We start from the raw sequence: 16,759 nt of genomic DNA, 5'->3' as shown, positions 1-16,759 counted from the left end.
TGTATTTCTTTGTCTTTTTACAAGAAAACATTTTAAACGCGCTTATTTTAAAAGTGCGATTTAAGACTTTAATCGCCTCTTCTCAATTCGATAGTATGAGTGCAAAAATTTTATGTCGTTATTGAGAGAGTGAAAATATGTTTAAAATAACGGTCTGCTTATTAACGTTTAACTCCGAAAGAACGTTGCACGATGTTATTCCTCCTCTTTTAAAAATAGCAGATGAATTCGTTATAGTGGATTCCGGAAGTACAGACTCGACGATATATATTTGCCAGAGTTATGGATTGTCGCCCATATTCAAAAAATATAGCTGGCACGGCGAGCAGATGAACCATGCCGTATCCCATGCGCATAACGACTGGGTGCTGTGCATGGACAGTGACGAAATACTCGATCAAGAAACCGTTGATGCTATTTTAGAATTAAAAATGGGCGATGAACCCGAACTGGATATGGCGTGGCGGATATGTCGTCACTGGTTTGTTTTGGGAGAAAATGTCCGAACGATTTATCCCGTCTCATCACCGGATTATCCGGTGCGTCTTTTTAACCGTACGCAGTCGCGATTTAATAACCGGCCAGTAGACGATCAGGTTGAAGGTTTTCTCCGTTCTGAACGTATTCCAGGTTATGTCAGACATGATACGTTTCATTCGCTGCATGAACTTTTTAATAAATTAAACGGATATACCACTCGCCTGGTTCAATATCAGACGATACGTCCCTCTCTTGGTCGCGGCGCGATCAGCGCTATTGGCGCATTTTTCAAATGGTATCTGTTTAGCGGTGCGTGGCGTCAGGGAAAAGTGGGTGTGGTGACAGGGTTTTATGCCACGGCGTACAGTTTTATGAAATATTTCAAGGCCTGGTATCAGGATCGGGAAAAGAGAGAGTCCGTTGCAAAAGAGCAGTCGGACTCTTATCTGGCAGAATAGGCGTTAGCCGATCAGGCTTTTTTTCCCCAACCCTGCCACTGTTGCTGGACGTATTTAACCAGTGTACTGCTGCTGATGCTTTCGCCAATCACCGAGAAGAAGCGGGTTGCATAGACCGGTTCAGGTGGCTGTTTCAGCGTGCAGTTCTTCACGCCGCGGAATGGATTACGCGGCTGCGTTGCGGGTGGTTGCGCGCTACCCGGACGAGAAGTATCCACCTGAGGTTCATTGAGCAGATCGCTCGGACGCACCAGCGTAATATCGGCGGGTAAGCCCGGCAACATTTGCTGCAAAACGCGAACGGTAGACGGATGCGGATGCCCAATGGCAATCGCCGAACCGTTACGGCGCGCCAGCTGTACCGCGCGGTTGAACTGCACGCGGATATCCGCTTCGTTCTGGGAGTCGTCCAGGAATACTTTGCGCTTGATGACTTTTACACCTGTCCCCTGAGCGGCACGCATCGCCTGGCTGTTGCCGATGGTCATGCTGTCGAGGAAATAGAGATTGTAACGCTCCAGCGCCTGCATCACTTTCAGCATACCGTACAGGCTGGAGGTCATCGCGCTGCCCATATGGTTATTCAGACCCACGGCATACGGCACTTTATTGTACGCATCGCGGATGATGCGATCGATCTCGTCGCTGCTCATGTCCGGGCGCAGGGTATCTTTTTCCAGCGGCTGCTTGCTGAGGGGGGCCATCGGCAGATGGATGAGGACCTGATGGCCGCCATTGTGCGCTTTGGTCGCCATTTCATGCGCGTGAGGCGCATTAGGCAGGACGGCGACAGAGATGGCTGGCGGCATCGCCAGCACTTGATTTTCATAGTGTGGTCGATAACCGAAGTCATCAATCACAATCGCGAGTTTGCCTGCATAAACCGGTGCAGCCAGCGCCAGTGCGCTGACTACGGAAACAACAATTCGACGAAATTGAAGCAAAACCTATCTTCCCAACCACGGCTGTGGATTGACCGCCTGACCCTGACGACGAATTTCGAAATAGAGTGACGGGCGGCCCTGACCGCCACTGCTGCCCACAAGGGCAATGGGTTGACCCGCGCGCACCTGGGTGCCAACGCTGACCAGCGCGCTCTGGTTGTAGCCGTAAAGACTCATATCGCCTTTACCGTGTTCAACCACCACCACGAGCCCATAACCCTGTAGCCAGTCGGCCAGGATCACGCGGCCATCGGCGATGGCTTTCACTTCGCTACCTTCAGACGCACCGATAACGATCCCCTTCCAACGTAGCTCACCCTGCAACTGTTCGCCATAGCGATGCAGGATCGTACCGCGAACGGGCCAGTAAGCCTGACCACGCGGGGAGCCGAGGCCGCCGGTACGCGACATCAGGGAACGTTCATTTTCAGTCGGTTTGTAGGTGGTGCCTTTCCGGGAGGCTTCCTGCTGCTTATTACGCACCGCCTGCGCTTCGCGCGCTTCTTTTTCGGCGCGCGCTTTGGCCGCGGCTTCTGCCCGGGCAATGCTGTTACGCAGTCTGGATTCGTTGGCGCGCATTTCGCTCAGCTGGCTTTGTCCTGCCTGGATAGAGGACTCCAGCCCGGCGAGCGTCTTCTTACGCTCATTGCGCGCCTGCTCAAGCTTCTCCTGCTGCGCCTGCTGATCGTAGAGCAGCGTTTGCTGCTGGCTCTGCTTCTCTTCCAGCTCGGCTTTTTGCGTGGTGACTTCTTCGCGCGTCTGTTTCAGCTGCGCAATGGTCTCCTGACGCGCCTGGTTTAGATAGCCGAAATAGGCCTGTAAACGCTGACCACGCTGGCTCTCTTCACCGCTGAGGATAAGCTGAAGGCCTGTGTGCTCACCCTGACGGAAAGCAGCATCAAGCTGTGCAGCAAGGTTCCGCTCCTGGGCATCGCGCTGACGCTCCAGTTTCGCAATCGACGCGTTCATTTCATCGATTTGCTTATTGAGCTGGGCAAGGGTGTTTTGTGTTTCACGCAGCTTACGCGCGGCGGCGGAAATGGCCTCTTCCTGCTTTTTAAGCTGGGCGAGCAGGGTGGCGCGCTGCTGTTGCTGCTGACGTACCGCACGCTCTTTGGCGGCGATATCGGCCTGAATGGATTTAAGCTGATCGCGGTCATCCGCGTGGGCGGATGCGGCGCACAGCAATACGCCAGCGCTGAGTGCGCTGGCGCAAAGCAGAGGTCTGACTGATAACCGAAGCGGCTTCACGACCCATGTGATTGAAAAAATCGCCTTTCCCCTCATGGGGAGCGATTATTCCACGATGAACAGCGGCTTGCCAGTCATCTCTTCAGGGATTTCCATACCCATCAGCGACAACATGGTTGGCGCGATGTCGGAAAGCTTGCCGCCTTCCACAGCTTTCACTGATTTATCACCTACATAAATCAGTGGAACAGGCAGGTTGGTATGGGCGGTATGCGCCTGACCGGTTGCCGGATCACGCATCTGTTCTGCGTTACCGTGGTCAGCGGTGATCAGCAGCTGGCCGCCCACGGATTCAACCGCTTTCGCGACCTGCTCAACGCAGTGGTCCAGCGCTTCAACCGCTTTAACGGCTGCTTCCATCACGCCGGTGTGGCCCACCATGTCGCCATTCGGATAGTTACAGATGATGGTGTCGTATTTACCGCTTTCGATCGCGGCCACCAGTTTTTCGGTCAGCTCCGCAGAGCTCATTTCTGGCTGGAGATCGTAAGTGGCGACTTTCGGCGAGTTAATCAGGATGCGGTCTTCGCCTTTAAACGGCTCTTCTACGCCGCCGTTAAAGAAGAAGGTCACGTGCGCATACTTCTCAGTTTCGGAGATGCGCAGCTGCGTTTTATCGTTTTTCGCCATCCACTCGCCGAAAGTATTTTCCAGGGAAGCGGGTGGATACGCGCATGGGGCTTTGATATCTGCTGCATACTCAGTCAACTGGATGAAATCGATCTTCGCCACTTTCTTACGGGCGAAACCGTCGAAATCGCTGTTGACGAAGGCGCGGGTGATTTCGCGCGCGCGGTCAGCACGGAAGTTCATGAAGATCAGCGCATCGCCATCTTCCATGGCGGCATCGGCCTGGCCTTCAGCGCGGATCACGGTTGCCTTCACAAATTCGTCGTTTTCATCACGCGCGTAAGCCGCTTCCAGGCCTTCAACGGCGGTCGGGAACTGGAACTCGCCTTTTGCCAGGGTCAGCAGATCATAGGCTTGCTCAACGCGGTCCCAGCGGTTGTCACGGTCCATGGCATAGTAACGGCCAACGATGGACGCCACGCGGCCTTTGCCCAGTGCGGCAAATTTATCTTCAAACGCTTCAAGAGAACCTTTTGCGCTGCGTGGCGGCGTATCGCGACCATCCAGGAAGGCGTGCAGATAGATTTTTTCCGCACCGCGCTCGGCGGCCAGTTCTACCATCGCCATGATGTGATCTTCGTGGCTGTGAACGCCGCCCGCAGAGAGCAGACCCATAATGTGAACGGCCTTGCCTGCGGCAACGGCTTTATCAACCGCTCCGGTGAGCGTTGGGTTGGCAAAGAATGTACGTTCTTTGATTTCAACGTCCAGGCGCGTCAGGTCCTGATAAACGATACGGCCCGCACCCAGGTTAACGTGACCCACTTCAGAGTTGCCCATCTGACGATCCGGCAGACCCACTTCCAGGCCAGACGCATCAATCAGGGTGTGGGGACGTTTTGCCCATAGCGCATCCATAACCGGGGTTTTGGCGTTGAAAATGGCGTTATCCTGTTGATCTTCACGGTAGCCATAGCCATCCAGAATCACCAGTACCATAGGTTTTTTAGAAACCGACATTGCGACAACCTCATGCTCAAGAGACAAAAAATTTGCGTAATTTTACTACAGCTGAATCGATAAAATAGCCGCAGAAGATCAAAGAAAGCGCGGGGGCAATGCTGTTCTCAGGCCATTTTGAGGCTTTTTTTACGTGGCATGCCGCAGAAAATAGATTAGCTTTATGTCGCTGGCTGTATTTGCCACAGCGCACAGGTATACTCCTGTCCTGGTTTTTTTAATCACTTAGTCGGGAGTTGTTACCCCCCATGCAAGAAATTATGCAATTCGTTAGCCGCCACCCGGTTCTGAGCATCGCGTGGATTGGCCTGCTGGTCGCTGTACTGTTCACCACATTTAAGGGACTGACGTCTAAAATTAAGGTGATCACCCGCGGTGAAGCGACACGTCTGATCAACAAAGAGGACGCCGTGGTTGTCGATCTGCGTCAGCGCGACGATTTCCGCAAGGGCCACATCGCAGGTGCTATCAACCTGCTGCCAGCGGAAATTAAAGCGAACAACATTGGTGAGCTGGAGAAGCATAAAGCCCAGCCGATTATTGTTGTTGACGGCACTGGCATGCAGGCGCAGGAATCTGCCAGCGCACTGCATAAAGCAGGCTTTGAAAACGTAACGGTGCTGAAAGAAGGCATCTCCGGCTGGAGCGGGGAGAATCTTCCTTTAGTGCGCGGTAAATAAGGAGTTAAGTGATGGCCAATATTGAGATCTACACCAAAGCAACGTGCCCGTTCTGCCACCGAGCGAAAGCGCTGCTGTCCAGCAAAGGCGTAACGTTCAAGGAACTGCCGATCGATGGTGACGCGATTAAACGCGAAGAGATGATCCAACGCAGTGGTCGCACAACGGTTCCACAGATTTTTATTGATGCGCAGCACATTGGCGGCTGTGATGACTTGTATGCGCTCGACGCTCGTGGCGGACTCGATCCGCTGCTGAGCTAGAGACTTTAGGACAATTAAAAAGGGTTTTTCCATGTCAGAACAAAACAACACCGAGATGACTTTCCAGATCCAGCGCATCTACACCAAGGATGTCTCTTTCGAAGCGCCAAATGCGCCGCACGTTTTCCAGAAAGACTGGCAGCCAGAGGTTAAACTTGATCTGGATACCGCATCCACCCAGCTGGCGGATGATGTGTATGAAGTCGTACTGCGTGTCACCGTGACCGCCTCTCTGGGCGAAGAAACCGCATTCCTGTGCGAAGTTCAGCAGGGCGGTATCTTCTCCATCGGCGGCATCGAAGGCAACCAGATGGCGCATTGCCTGGGTGCATACTGCCCGAACATCCTGTTCCCGTATGCCCGTGAATGCATCACCAGCCTGGTTTCTCGCGGTACATTCCCGCAACTGAACCTTGCGCCAGTAAACTTTGATGCGCTGTTCATGAACTATCTACAGCAGCAGGCTGGCGAAGGTACCGAACAACATCAGGATGCCTGATGAGCACTGTTAATGCGTCAATGACTGTGATCGGTGCCGGCTCTTACGGCACCGCTCTTGCCATCACCCTGGCAAGAAATGGTCACGACGTGGTCCTGTGGGGCCACGATCCAAAACATATCGCGACGTTGCAACACGACCGCTGCAATGTGGCGTTTCTCCCGGACGTTCCGTTCCCTGACTCCCTGTATCTGGAAAGCGACCTCGCGACCGCGCTGGCGGCCAGCCGCAATATTTTGATTGTGGTGCCAAGCCATGTGTTTGGCGAAGTCCTGCGTCAGATTAAGCCGCTGATGCGTGCGGATGCGCGTATTGTGTGGGCGACGAAGGGGCTGGAAGCGGAAACCGGACGTCTGTTGCAGGACGTTGCCCGCGAAGCGCTGGGAACAGCGATCCCGCTGGCGGTGATCTCCGGGCCGACGTTTGCCAAAGAGCTGGCTGCGGGCTTGCCGACGGCGATTTCGCTGGCGTCCACCGACCAGGCATTTTCCGACGATCTTCAGCAACTGCTGCACTGCGGCAAAAGCTTCCGCGTGTACAGCAACCCCGATTTTATCGGCGTGCAGCTGGGCGGCGCGGTGAAGAACGTCATTGCCATCGGGGCCGGGATGTCTGACGGCATCGGTTTCGGCGCGAATGCGCGTACTGCGCTGATCACCCGTGGCCTGACCGAAATGTCCCGCCTGGGCGAAGCGCTGGGTGCCGATCCGGCCACCTTTATGGGAATGGCAGGGCTGGGCGACCTGGTGCTGACCTGCACCGATAACCAGTCGCGTAACCGCCGCTTTGGCATGATGCTCGGACAGGGCAGCGATGTAAAAAGCGCGCAGGAGAAGATTGGTCAGGTGGTTGAAGGCTATCGCAATACCAAAGAAGTTCGCGAACTGGCGCACCGTTTCGGTGTTGAAATGCCAATAACCGAGGAAATTTATCAGGTATTGTATTGCGGAAAAAATGCGCGCGAGGCAGCATTGACCTTATTAGGTCGTGCGCGCAAGGACGAGCGCAGCAGCAATTAGCCGGGAAGTATCGTCACCTGAATGACCCAGCCAGCGCAGAACTGGCTGGTCATTAACTATCGTCTGGAGCAAGCAATGCCGTGTGAAGAACTGGATATCGTCTGGAATAATATTAAAGCCGAAGCCCGAGCGTTGGCCGACTGTGAGCCCATGCTGGCCAGTTTCTATCACGCGACGCTACTTAAGCACGAAAATCTCGGCAGCGCCCTGAGCTATATGCTCGCCAATAAATTGGCTTCCCCTATCATGCCTGCTATCGCGATTCGCGAGGTGGTGGAAGAGGCCTACGCCGCAGATCCGGAGATGATTGCTTCTGCCGCCTGCGACATCCAGGCTGTGCGCACGCGAGACCCGGCGGTGGATAAATACTCCACGCCGCTACTGTATCTCAAAGGCTTCCACGCCTTACAGGCGTACCGCATCGGCCACTGGTTATGGAATGAGGGACGCCGCGCGCTGGCCATCTTCCTGCAAAACCAGGTTTCCGTGACCTTCCAGGTCGATATTCACCCGGCGGCGAAAATTGGCCGCGGGATCATGCTCGATCACGCCACCGGCATTGTTGTCGGGGAAACGGCGGTGATCGAAGATGACGTGTCGATCCTGCAATCCGTTACGCTGGGCGGTACCGGTAAAACCAGCGGCGATCGCCATCCGAAAATCCGTGAAGGGGTGATGATTGGCGCGGGCGCTAAAATCCTCGGCAATATTGAAGTCGGACGCGGCGCGAAGATTGGCGCGGGGTCGGTTGTGCTCCAGCCTGTACCGCCGCACACCACCGCCGCTGGCGTCCCGGCGCGCATCGTCGGTAAGCCAGACAGCGATAAGCCGTCGATGGATATGGATCAGCACTTCAACGGTATTCATCACACCTTCGAATACGGCGACGGTATCTGAACGCCGGAACACCTAAATAAAAAAGCCCGGTGAGTCAATGCACCGGGCTTTTGATTAGTTGCGGTATAACACTTTGATAATGTGATAGCCGAATTGTGTGTGCAGTGGGCCAGTTGGCTCCAGCACCGGGCAGGAGAAGACCACTTTATCAAACGCCGGGACCATCTGGCCCTGGCGGAACTCGCCTAAGTCACCACCGCGTTTGCCTGACGGGCAAATCGAGTGTTTCTTCGCCAGTTTGCCGAAGTCGGCGCCGTTTTTAATCTGTTCGAGCAGATCCTGTGCCAGTTTCTCTTCTTTAACAAGGATATGCAGTGCTGCTGCTGTTTTTGCCATGATCGTGCCTTGAGTCGACTAGTTTACGGTCGGTATACTACCACGCGTTTTTCCTCCTCTCCCGACTTTCATTGAGTGACCATTTATGCGTTTAAACCCCGGACAACAACAAGCTGTCGAATTCGTCACCGGACCCTGCCTGGTGCTGGCGGGAGCGGGATCCGGTAAAACACGCGTGATCACCAACAAAATCGCCCACTTAATTCGGGGTTGTGGATACCAGGCGCGCCATATCGCGGCGGTCACCTTTACCAACAAAGCGGCGCGTGAGATGAAAGAGCGCGTCGGCCAGACGCTGGGCCGTAAAGAGGCGCGCGGGCTGATGATCTCCACCTTCCACACGCTGGGTCTGGATATTATCAAGCGCGAATACGCGGCGCTGGGCATGAAGTCCAACTTTTCTCTCTTCGATGACACCGACCAGGTGGCGCTGCTTAAAGAGCTGACGGAAGGGCTGATAGAAGATGACAAAGTGCTGTTGCAACAGCTGATCTCGACGATCTCGAACTGGAAAAACGATCTGATGACGCCGGCCCAGGCAGCGGCAAGCGCCAAAGGCGAGCGCGACCGCATCTTTGCCCACTGCTACGGACTGTACGACGCGCATATGAAAGCCTGCAACGTCCTGGATTTCGACGATCTGATCCTGCTGCCGACGCTGCTGCTTCAGCGGAATGAAGAGGTACGCGAGCGCTGGCAGAACAAAATCCGTTACCTGCTGGTGGATGAATACCAGGATACCAACACCAGCCAGTACGAGCTGGTGAAGCTGCTGGTAGGGCAGCGTGCACGCTTTACCGTCGTAGGCGATGACGATCAGTCGATTTACTCATGGCGTGGCGCGCGTCCGCAAAACCTGGTGCTACTGAGCAAAGACTTCCCGGCGTTGCAGGTGATTAAACTGGAGCAGAACTACCGTTCTTCCGGGCGTATCCTGAAGGCGGCGAACATCCTGATTGCCAATAACCCGCACGTCTTTGAGAAGCGCCTGTTCTCCGAACTGGGTTACGGCACCGAGCTGAAAGTGCTCAGCGCCAACAACGAAGAGCACGAAGCGGAGCGCGTAACGGGCGAGCTGATTGCCCATCACTTCGTCAACAAAACTGAATACAAGGATTACGCGATCCTCTATCGCGGAAACCACCAGTCGCGCGTCTTTGAAAAGATGCTGATGCAGAACCGCATCCCCTACAAAATCTCCGGCGGTACGTCGTTCTTTTCGCGTCCCGAAATCAAGGATCTGCTGGCCTATCTGCGCGTGCTGACCAACCCGGATGACGACAGCGCTTTCCTGCGCATCGTGAATACGCCGAAACGCGAGATTGGCTCTGCGACGCTGCAAAAACTGGGTGAATGGGCGATGACCCGCAACAAAAGCCTGTTCACCGCCAGCTTCGATATGGGGCTGAGCCAGACCCTGACCGGGCGCGGCTATGACGCCTTAACCCGCTTTACCCACTGGCTGGGTGAGGTACAGCGTCTGGCAGAGCGCGAGCCTGTGGCGGCAGTACGCGATCTGATCCACGGCATTGATTACGAATCCTGGTTGTATGAAACCTCTGCCAGCCCGAAAGCAGCCGAGATGCGGATGAAAAACGTTAACCAGCTCTTCAGCTGGATGACCGAAATGCTTGAAGGATCTGAGATTGACGAGCCCATGACCCTGACGCAGGTGGTCACCCGCTTCACGCTGCGCGATATGATGGAGCGCGGCGAAAGCGAAGAAGAGGCAGATCAGGTTCAGCTAATGACGTTACATGCCTCGAAAGGGCTGGAGTTCCCCTATGTCTATCTGGTGGGGATGGAAGAGGGCTTATTGCCGCACCAGAGCAGCATTGATGAAGATAACGTTGACGAAGAGCGCCGTCTGGCCTACGTGGGGATCACTCGTGCGCAGAAGGAGCTGACGTTTACGCTGTGCAAAGAGCGCCGTCAGTATGGTGAGCTGGTGCGCCCGGAGCCGAGCCGTTTTCTGCTGGAGTTGCCTCAGGACGATCTTATCTGGGAGCAGGAGCGTAAAGTCATTACCGCTGAAGAGCGTATGCACAAAGGGCAGGCAAACGTGGCAAACATTCGCGCGATGCTGGCAAAAGCCAAAGAGAAGGGATAACTATTTGCAGGCCGGGTAAGGCGAAGCCGCCACCCGGCACGCTTCAAAGGGTCACTTCACATCAAGCGCCCAGTGCACATAGCTCTGCCACTGGTACTCCTGCTCAATCAGTTCCGCCCCAAGCGGATGATCCTCAAGCCAGTTTTCCGGTAGCGTCAGCGTCAGTTTCTCATCGTCTGCCGCCAGCGTAATGGCTGGCAGCAAATCATCACGACGCCGGCTGGCAAACAGGATCGCCAGGCGAAGCAGACGACACAGATGCTCCGCCACGCGCGGCGGTACAGCGTTCTGCTGGTGAAGGGAAGAGAGATCGACGGCGTTAGTCTGATTTAGCAGCAGGGTGGCCAGCAGCTTCTTCTGGGCGGGCGTATAGCCCGGCAAATCGAGATTACGCACCAGCCAGGCCGCGTGCAGCGGTGCCTGCTTGTACTCCACGCTGAGACCAATTTCATGTAGCGCACAGGCGCTTAGCAGCAGATCGCGGCTTAACGGTTCAATATCCCAGCTTTTTTTCACCTGATCGGCAAACAGTGACGCCAGTTGACTCACTCTGTGTGCCTGGTCGATATCAACAATAAAGCGGCGCTGAACGTTACGCAGCGTACGGCTACGGATGTCCTGATCGACCGACTGGTGCAGCATTCCGTAGACCAGACCTTCGCGCAGCGCACCGCCTGCCAGGGTCATACACTGGATATTGAGTTCAGTAAAAATGGCGATCAGAATGGCGAGCCCACTGGGGAAAACCAGCGCGCGTTCGAGCGTCAGCCCTTCTATTTCAAGCTCTTCCAGACGACCACACTGGATGGCGCGCTGTTTAAGCTGCTGGAGTTTGGCAAGCGTGATCCGCTCGTCCATTCCCTGTGCCATCATGATTTCCTGCAACGCCTGAACGGTTCCGGACGCGCCGACACACACTTTCCAGCCGTGATAGCGCAGTTCGTCCATAACCGGGCGCAGGACCGCACGCGCCGCGTTTTCCGCCTCGTCAAAATTCTCTTTGGCAAGGTTTCGGTCGGTAAAGTAGCGTTCCAGCCAGGTCACACAGCCCATCGACAGGCTGAAGAGCGACGTCGCCTGCGCGCCTGTGCCCGTGACCAGTTCGGTACTGGCGCCACCGATATCGACCACCAGACGACGATCGTCGCCGCCGGTCGTATGCGCCACACCCTGATAAATCAGACGCGCTTCTTCTTCACCGCTGATGACCTGCACCGGACAGCCCAGAATTTCCTGTGCTCTGGCAATGAAATCGCCAGCGTTAACCGCCAGACGAAGGGTCGCCGTGGCAACAACGCGAATTTGACTGAGCGGGATATCCTGCAAACGTTCTGCAAACAGACGCAGACACTGCCAGCCACGTTCCATGGCTTCCGGGGAGAGGTGATTATCGCTGCTCAGGCCCGCCGCGAGGCGGACCTTGCGCTTAATGCGCGTCAGCGTTTGTATGCTTCCCGCCACCTCGCGCACAACCAGCATATGAAAACTATTCGAACCGAGATCAATTGCCGCATAAAGCGAGGTGGAGCTGAGCATATTTTTTAACCTGAACGACGACGATTACGCGGTGCACCGCCGGAACGACGCGGACCATTGCCGGAGCGTGGACGGGTAAGGCGCTTAGGTGGCGGCAGTTCGCTCAACAGCGCGTCCGGATTGTATTTGCTCTGTGGAATAGAGTGACCGATGTAGGTCTCAATGGCCGGAAGATTCAGCGCATACTCTTCACACGCAAGGCTGATGGAGTGACCGCTTGCGCCGGCACGACCGGTACGACCGATACGGTGTACATAGTCTTCACAGTCATCTGGCAGGTCATAGTTAAAGACGTGCGTCACGGCTGGAATGTGCAGGCCACGGGCCGCCACGTCGGTCGCGACCAGAATATCAAGGTCGCCACGAGTAAATTCGTCGAGAATGCGCAGGCGTTTTTTCTGCGCCACGTCGCCGGTCAGCAGGCCCACACGGTGCCCATCTGCCGCCAGGTGACCCCAGATATCTTCACAGCGGTGTTTGGTGTTCGCGAAGATAATTGCGCGATCCGGCCACTCTTCTTCGATCAGGGTTTGCAGCAGGCGCATTTTCTCTTCATTAGAAGGATAGAATAGCTCTTCTTTAATGCGGTGCCCGGTTTTCTGCTCCGGTTCTACTTCCACATATTCCGCATTGTTCATCTGCTCGAATGCGAGTTCACGTACGCGGTATGACAGGGTTGCGGAGAACAGCATGTTCAGACGCTGGTTTGCCGCAGGCATGCGGCGGAACAGCCAGCGGATGTCTTTAATGAAGCCCAGATCGTACATGCGGTCTGCTTCATCAAGTACCACGACCTGGATTGCGCCGAGGTTGATATGGTTCTGTTTGGCGTAGTCGATAAGACGGCCGGTGGTCCCAATCAGGATATCGACGCCGCTTTCCAGCACTTTCAGCTGTTTATCGTAGCCGTCGCCGCCATAGGCCAGGCCAAGTTTCAGGCCGGTGGCTTGCGCCAGGGGCTCAGCGTCTGCGTGGATCTGTACCGCCAGTTCTCGCGTCGGGGCCATAATTAGCGCGCGCGGCTGGTTAACTTTGCGGTCTGCAATCGCCGGGTGAGAAAGTAAATAATGAAACGTTGACGTTAAAAACGCCATCGTTTTGCCAGTACCGGTTTGCGCCTGCCCTGCAACGTCGCGACCGGCCAGCGTCAGCGGCAGGGCGAGAGCCTGAATGGGCGTGCAGTTATGAAACCCTTTAGTTTCAAGGGCTTCGATCACCTTTGGGTGCAGGGCGAAGTCGGAAAACTTCTGTTCTGTTAAATGTGTTTTGCTCATAGTGTGGTAGAATATCAGCTTACTATTGCTTTACGAAAGCGTATCCGGTGAAATAAAGTCAACCTTTAGTTGGTTAATGCGACATCAACACGTCGTTGGTGGAGACAAAACCAACGTACCAGGCTTATTCCTGTGGAGTTATATATGAGCGATAAAATTATTCACCTGACTGACGACAGTTTTGACACGGACGTACTTAAAGCTGACGGGCTGATCCTCGTTGATTTCTGGGCTGAATGGTGTGGTCCTTGCAAAATGATCGCTCCGATTCTGGATGAAATCGCTGACGAATATCAGGGCAAACTGACCGTTGCCAAGCTGAACATCGACCAGAACCCGGGCACCGCGCCAAAATACGGTATCCGTGGCATCCCGACCCTGCTGCTGTTCAAGAACGGTGACGTGGCGGCGACCAAAGTGGGCGCACTGTCCAAAGGTCAACTGAAAGAGTTCCTGGACGCTAACCTGGCGTAAGGTTTCTCAGCCGAGCGTCCAGAACGCCTAATTAACGGCGAGCTCTGGACGCCCGGCTTTAGTCGTGCTAAGTTAGCTATGACTACGTTTTAAACATATCTTGTTGTTTGAATCTTGTTTTACCCGATACTTCCCGTTGTTAACTTAAACAGTGCGTGAAGTTGCTAGATTCCGGGCTTGTCACTCAATCCGTCTTGTCGTTTCAGTTCTGCGTTCTTTCCCTGTGACCAGACAGCGAACAGACATGAGGTGATGGCCGCTAAACAGGCATGGATGACCCTGCCATACCATTCACAACATTAAGTTCGAGAATCACCCCGAGTTTAAGAACCCACACCATTATGAATCTTACCGAATTAAAGAATACGCCGGTTTCTGAGCTGATCACTCTCGGCGAAAATATGGGACTGGAAAACCAGGCTCGTATGCGCAAGCAGGACATCATTTTCGCCATCCTGAAGCAGCACGCTAAGAGTGGCGAAGATATCTTTGGCGACGGTGTGCTGGAGATACTGCAAGACGGATTTGGTTTCCTCCGCTCCGCAGACAGCTCCTACCTCGCCGGCCCTGACGACATCTACGTATCCCCTAGCCAAATCCGCCGTTTCAACCTCCGCACTGGTGACACCATTTCAGGTAAGATTCGTCCTCCAAAAGAGGGTGAACGCTACTTTGCGCTGTTGAAGGTTAACGAAGTTAACTACGACAAACCGGAAAACTCCCGCAATAAGATCCTGTTCGAGAACTTAACGCCGCTGCACGCTAACTCTCGTCTGCGCATGGAGCGTGGTAACGGGTCTACTGAAGACTTAACCGCTCGTGTGCTGGATCTGGCATCGCCAATTGGTCGTGGCCAGCGTGGTCTGATTGTGGCGCCGCCAAAAGCCGGTAAAACCATGCTGCTGCAAAACATCGCGCAGAGCATTGCTTACAACCATCCAGACTGTGTGCTGATGGTGCTGCTGATTGACGAACGTCCGGAAGAAGTAACCGAGATGCAGCGTCTGGTGAAAGGGGAAGTGGTTGCGTCTACCTTCGACGAGCCTGCTTCTCGCCACGTTCAGGTTGCGGAAATGGTCATCGAGAAGGCGAAACGCCTGGTTGAGCACAAGAAAGACGTGATCATCCTGCTCGACTCCATTACCCGTCTGGCGCGTGCCTACAACACCGTGGTGCCGGCTTCCGGTAAAGTACTGACCGGTGGTGTGGATGCTAACGCCCTGCATCGTCCGAAGCGTTTCTTCGGTGCGGCGCGTAACGTGGAAGAGGGCGGTAGCCTGACCATTATCGCGACGGCGCTGATCGATACCGGCTCCAAAATGGACGAAGTTATCTACGAAGAGTTTAAAGGTACAGGCAACATGGAACTGCACCTTTCTCGTAAAATCGCAGAAAAACGCGTCTTCCCGGCGATCGACTACAACCGTTCCGGTACCCGTAAAGAAGAGCTGCTTACCACTCAGGAAGAGCTTCAGAAAATGTGGATCCTGCGTAAAATCATCCATCCAATGGGCGAAATCGACGCAATGGAATTCCTCATTAACAAACTGGCGATGACCAAAACGAACGACGATTTCTTCGACATGATGAAACGCTCGTAACGCAAATAATCCCAGTAAACGCCACGTTTTTACGTGGCGTTTTTTATTTATGGACTATACGCTATTACCACACACTCCCAATTTAGACCTGTCGGTGCGAAAATAAGAAGGTTTGCACAGTCAAAGAAATAATTGATTGAAAAACATACAAAGGGAGTTGTGATGAGCCATCTTTAATCCTTCTGAGGCAGAGGCTTCATGGTTATACTTCCGGGACTAACATTTGTTGAGAGCAATCCATTGTGAATCTACTCACTGCTGTAACTGAGCTGATCAGTATTTTTTTATTCACAACCTGTTTTTTGTTCATTGCGCGCAAGGTAGCAAAAAGAATTGGGTTAGTGGACAAACCGAACTTCCGTAAACGTCATCAGGGGCTTATTCCGCTGGTGGGCGGCATTTCGGTATACGCAGGCATCTGTTTCACATTCGGGATCGCGGATTACTATATCCCCCATGCCGCACTCTACCTGGCATGTGCCGGTGTGCTGGTACTGGTCGGCGCCCTTGATGATCGTTTTGATATCAGCGTGAAGTTCCGCGCGACGGTACAGGCGGCCATTGGCATCATTATGATGGTGGTAGGCGGCCTCTATCTAAGAAGCCTGGGCTACGTGTTTGGTCCCTGGGAGCTGGTGCTTGGGCCATTCGGCTTCTTCCTGACGCTGTTTGCCGTGTGGGCGGCTATCAACGCCTTTAACATGGTTGACGGTATAGACGGTCTGCTCGGTGGGCTGTCCTCTGTTTCGTTTGGCGCTATCGGCATCATCTTATGGTTTGACGGCCAGTACAGCCTGTCAATGTGGTGCTTTGCCATGATTGCCGCCATCCTGCCTTACATCTGCCTGAATCTGGGTGTGTTAGGGCGTCGCTATAAAGTCTTTATGGGCGATGCGGGCAGTACCCTGATTGGCTTTACGGTTATCTGGGTCCTGCTGGAAACCACGCAGGGTAAAACGCACCCTATCAGCCCGGTAACGGCTCTCTGGATTATCGCCATCCCGCTGATGGACATGGTCGCTATAATGTACCGCCGTCTGCGTAAAGGGATGAGCCCGTTTTCTCCCGATCGGCAGCATATTCATCACCTGATTATGCGCGCCGGCTTCACGTCTCGTCAGGCATTTGTGTTGATTACGCTTGCGGCTGCTATTCTGGCTGCGATTGGCGTAGCCGCGGAATACGCACATTTCATTCCTGAATGGGTAATGTTGGTATTATTCTTGCTAGCATTTTTCATGTACGGTTACTGCATCAAGCGTGCATGGAAAGTCGCGCGTTTTATTAAACGTTTAAAACGCAGGATGCGTCGGAACAGTGGCAAAAACACAACATTAACTAAGTAAA

Annotated in this window: 16 protein-coding genes; 10 read left to right on the top strand and 6 right to left on the bottom strand. The window is 54.2% G+C overall.

Annotated elements, in window-relative coordinates:
• Nucleotides 1-137: 137 nt before the first annotated feature.
• Nucleotides 138-938: a glycosyltransferase family 2 protein gene (locus tag ACOTYH_RS16645; protein ID WP_108394228.1), complete on the top strand. Its 801-nt coding sequence runs from the start codon at nucleotides 138-140 to the stop codon at nucleotides 936-938.
• An 11-nt stretch (nucleotides 939-949) separates the two neighbouring features.
• Here the strand turns inward: ACOTYH_RS16645 and ACOTYH_RS16640 are convergent, their stop codons facing one another.
• The 3 genes from ACOTYH_RS16640 to gpmM are packed head-to-tail and all read right to left on the bottom strand — an operon-like array spanning nucleotide 950 to nucleotide 4,723.
• Nucleotides 950-1,882 carry a divergent polysaccharide deacetylase family protein gene (locus ACOTYH_RS16640; protein ID WP_017693955.1) on the bottom strand — a complete coding sequence of 311 codons (933 nt, stop codon included), beginning with the start codon at nucleotides 1,880-1,882 and terminating at the stop codon, nucleotides 950-952.
• Between the two features lie 3 nt (nucleotides 1,883-1,885).
• A complete protein-coding gene (gene envC, locus ACOTYH_RS16635) occupies nucleotides 1,886-3,145 on the bottom strand; it encodes a murein hydrolase activator EnvC (RefSeq protein WP_026094345.1) in 1,260 nt (419 codons plus the stop codon).
• Between the two features lie 33 nt (nucleotides 3,146-3,178).
• Nucleotides 3,179-4,723 (bottom strand): 2,3-bisphosphoglycerate-independent phosphoglycerate mutase, encoded by a 1,545-nt coding sequence (gpmM, locus tag ACOTYH_RS16630; RefSeq protein WP_032646785.1) that lies wholly within the window; start codon nucleotides 4,721-4,723, stop codon nucleotides 3,179-3,181.
• Between the two features lie 248 nt (nucleotides 4,724-4,971).
• Here gpmM and ACOTYH_RS16625 point away from each other — a divergent pair, with 248 nt between their 5' ends.
• The 5 genes from ACOTYH_RS16625 (at nucleotide 4,972) to cysE (ending at nucleotide 8,081) form a co-directional block, all read left to right on the top strand.
• Nucleotides 4,972-5,403, top strand: a complete 432-nt coding sequence (locus ACOTYH_RS16625) for a rhodanese-like domain-containing protein (RefSeq protein WP_017383604.1) — start codon at nucleotides 4,972-4,974, stop codon at nucleotides 5,401-5,403.
• 11 nt (nucleotides 5,404-5,414) lie between these two features.
• Nucleotides 5,415-5,666: a glutaredoxin 3 gene (gene grxC / locus ACOTYH_RS16620; protein ID WP_003860837.1), complete on the top strand. Its 252-nt coding sequence runs from the start codon at nucleotides 5,415-5,417 to the stop codon at nucleotides 5,664-5,666.
• Between the two features lie 31 nt (nucleotides 5,667-5,697).
• Nucleotides 5,698-6,165, top strand: a complete 468-nt coding sequence (secB, locus tag ACOTYH_RS16615; protein WP_014168079.1) for a protein-export chaperone SecB — start codon at nucleotides 5,698-5,700, stop codon at nucleotides 6,163-6,165.
• Nucleotides 6,165-7,184, top strand: coding sequence for an NAD(P)H-dependent glycerol-3-phosphate dehydrogenase (gene gpsA, locus ACOTYH_RS16610; RefSeq protein ID WP_006812398.1), 1,020 nt, complete (start codon nucleotides 6,165-6,167; stop codon nucleotides 7,182-7,184). Before secB ends, gpsA begins: the two co-directional genes overlap by 1 nt.
• 75 nt (nucleotides 7,185-7,259) lie before the next feature.
• Entirely contained in the window at nucleotides 7,260-8,081 is an 822-nt protein-coding gene (gene cysE / locus ACOTYH_RS16605; RefSeq protein ID WP_022646641.1) for a serine O-acetyltransferase, read from the top strand.
• Nucleotides 8,082-8,135: 54 nt separating this feature from the next.
• Here the strand turns inward: cysE and ppiC are convergent, their stop codons facing one another.
• A complete protein-coding gene (ppiC, locus tag ACOTYH_RS16600; RefSeq protein WP_006812396.1) occupies nucleotides 8,136-8,417 on the bottom strand; it encodes a peptidylprolyl isomerase PpiC in 282 nt (93 codons plus the stop codon).
• Nucleotides 8,418-8,502: 85 nt separating this feature from the next.
• Between ppiC and rep the strand changes: the two genes are divergently transcribed.
• Nucleotides 8,503-10,527 (top strand): DNA helicase Rep, encoded by a 2,025-nt coding sequence (rep, locus tag ACOTYH_RS16595; RefSeq protein ID WP_015570023.1) that lies wholly within the window; start codon nucleotides 8,503-8,505, stop codon nucleotides 10,525-10,527.
• A 51-nt stretch (nucleotides 10,528-10,578) separates the two neighbouring features.
• Here the strand turns inward: rep and gppA are convergent, their stop codons facing one another.
• A complete protein-coding gene (gene gppA, locus ACOTYH_RS16590; protein ID WP_017383602.1) occupies nucleotides 10,579-12,063 on the bottom strand; it encodes a guanosine-5'-triphosphate,3'-diphosphate diphosphatase in 1,485 nt (494 codons plus the stop codon).
• 5 nt (nucleotides 12,064-12,068) lie between these two features.
• Entirely contained in the window at nucleotides 12,069-13,337 is a 1,269-nt protein-coding gene (rhlB, locus tag ACOTYH_RS16585) for an ATP-dependent RNA helicase RhlB (protein ID WP_006812393.1), read from the bottom strand.
• 144 nt (nucleotides 13,338-13,481) lie between these two features.
• Here rhlB and trxA point away from each other — a divergent pair, with 144 nt between their 5' ends.
• The 3 genes from trxA to wecA all read left to right on the top strand — a co-directional run bounded on the left by trxA (nucleotide 13,482) and on the right by wecA (nucleotide 16,758).
• Complete coding sequence (gene trxA / locus ACOTYH_RS16580; protein ID WP_006812392.1) at nucleotides 13,482-13,811, top strand: thioredoxin TrxA; 330 nt, start codon at nucleotides 13,482-13,484, stop codon at nucleotides 13,809-13,811.
• Nucleotides 13,812-14,152: 341 nt separating this feature from the next.
• Nucleotides 14,153-15,412 (top strand): transcription termination factor Rho, encoded by a 1,260-nt coding sequence (gene rho, locus ACOTYH_RS16575; RefSeq protein ID WP_001054528.1) that lies wholly within the window; start codon nucleotides 14,153-14,155, stop codon nucleotides 15,410-15,412.
• 242 nt (nucleotides 15,413-15,654) lie between these two features.
• A complete protein-coding gene (gene wecA, locus ACOTYH_RS16570; RefSeq protein WP_001050933.1) occupies nucleotides 15,655-16,758 on the top strand; it encodes a UDP-N-acetylglucosamine--undecaprenyl-phosphate N-acetylglucosaminephosphotransferase in 1,104 nt (367 codons plus the stop codon).
• The last annotated feature ends 1 nt before the right edge of the window (nucleotide 16,759 follow it).

This window comes from Enterobacter cloacae complex sp. SHL001 (assembly GCF_049236825.1).
GTDB classification, from domain to species: Bacteria; Pseudomonadota; Gammaproteobacteria; order Enterobacterales; family Enterobacteriaceae; genus Enterobacter; species Enterobacter hormaechei_C.
This window is presented reverse-complemented; position numbering and strand designations above follow the sequence as displayed.

Excerpts from the sequence above, each read along its gene's own strand:
- ACOTYH_RS16645 (WP_108394228.1), top strand. The coding sequence starts at position 138 with ATGTTTAAAATAACGGTCTGCTTATTAACGTTTAACTCCGAAAGAACG.
- gpmM (WP_032646785.1), bottom strand. The coding sequence starts at position 4,723 with ATGTCGGTTTCTAAAAAACCTATGGTACTGGTGATTCTGGATGGCTAT.
- ACOTYH_RS16625 (WP_017383604.1), top strand. The coding sequence starts at position 4,972 with ATGCAAGAAATTATGCAATTCGTTAGCCGCCACCCGGTTCTGAGCATC.
- grxC (WP_003860837.1), top strand. The coding sequence starts at position 5,415 with ATGGCCAATATTGAGATCTACACCAAAGCAACGTGCCCGTTCTGCCAC.
- secB (WP_014168079.1), top strand. The coding sequence starts at position 5,698 with ATGTCAGAACAAAACAACACCGAGATGACTTTCCAGATCCAGCGCATC.
- gpsA (WP_006812398.1), top strand. The coding sequence starts at position 6,165 with ATGAGCACTGTTAATGCGTCAATGACTGTGATCGGTGCCGGCTCTTAC.
- cysE (WP_022646641.1), top strand. The coding sequence starts at position 7,260 with ATGCCGTGTGAAGAACTGGATATCGTCTGGAATAATATTAAAGCCGAA.
- ppiC (WP_006812396.1), bottom strand. The coding sequence starts at position 8,417 with ATGGCAAAAACAGCAGCAGCACTGCATATCCTTGTTAAAGAAGAGAAA.
- rep (WP_015570023.1), top strand. The coding sequence starts at position 8,503 with ATGCGTTTAAACCCCGGACAACAACAAGCTGTCGAATTCGTCACCGGA.
- gppA (WP_017383602.1), bottom strand. The coding sequence starts at position 12,063 with ATGCTCAGCTCCACCTCGCTTTATGCGGCAATTGATCTCGGTTCGAAT.
- rhlB (WP_006812393.1), bottom strand. The coding sequence starts at position 13,337 with ATGAGCAAAACACATTTAACAGAACAGAAGTTTTCCGACTTCGCCCTG.
- trxA (WP_006812392.1), top strand. The coding sequence starts at position 13,482 with ATGAGCGATAAAATTATTCACCTGACTGACGACAGTTTTGACACGGAC.
- rho (WP_001054528.1), top strand. The coding sequence starts at position 14,153 with ATGAATCTTACCGAATTAAAGAATACGCCGGTTTCTGAGCTGATCACT.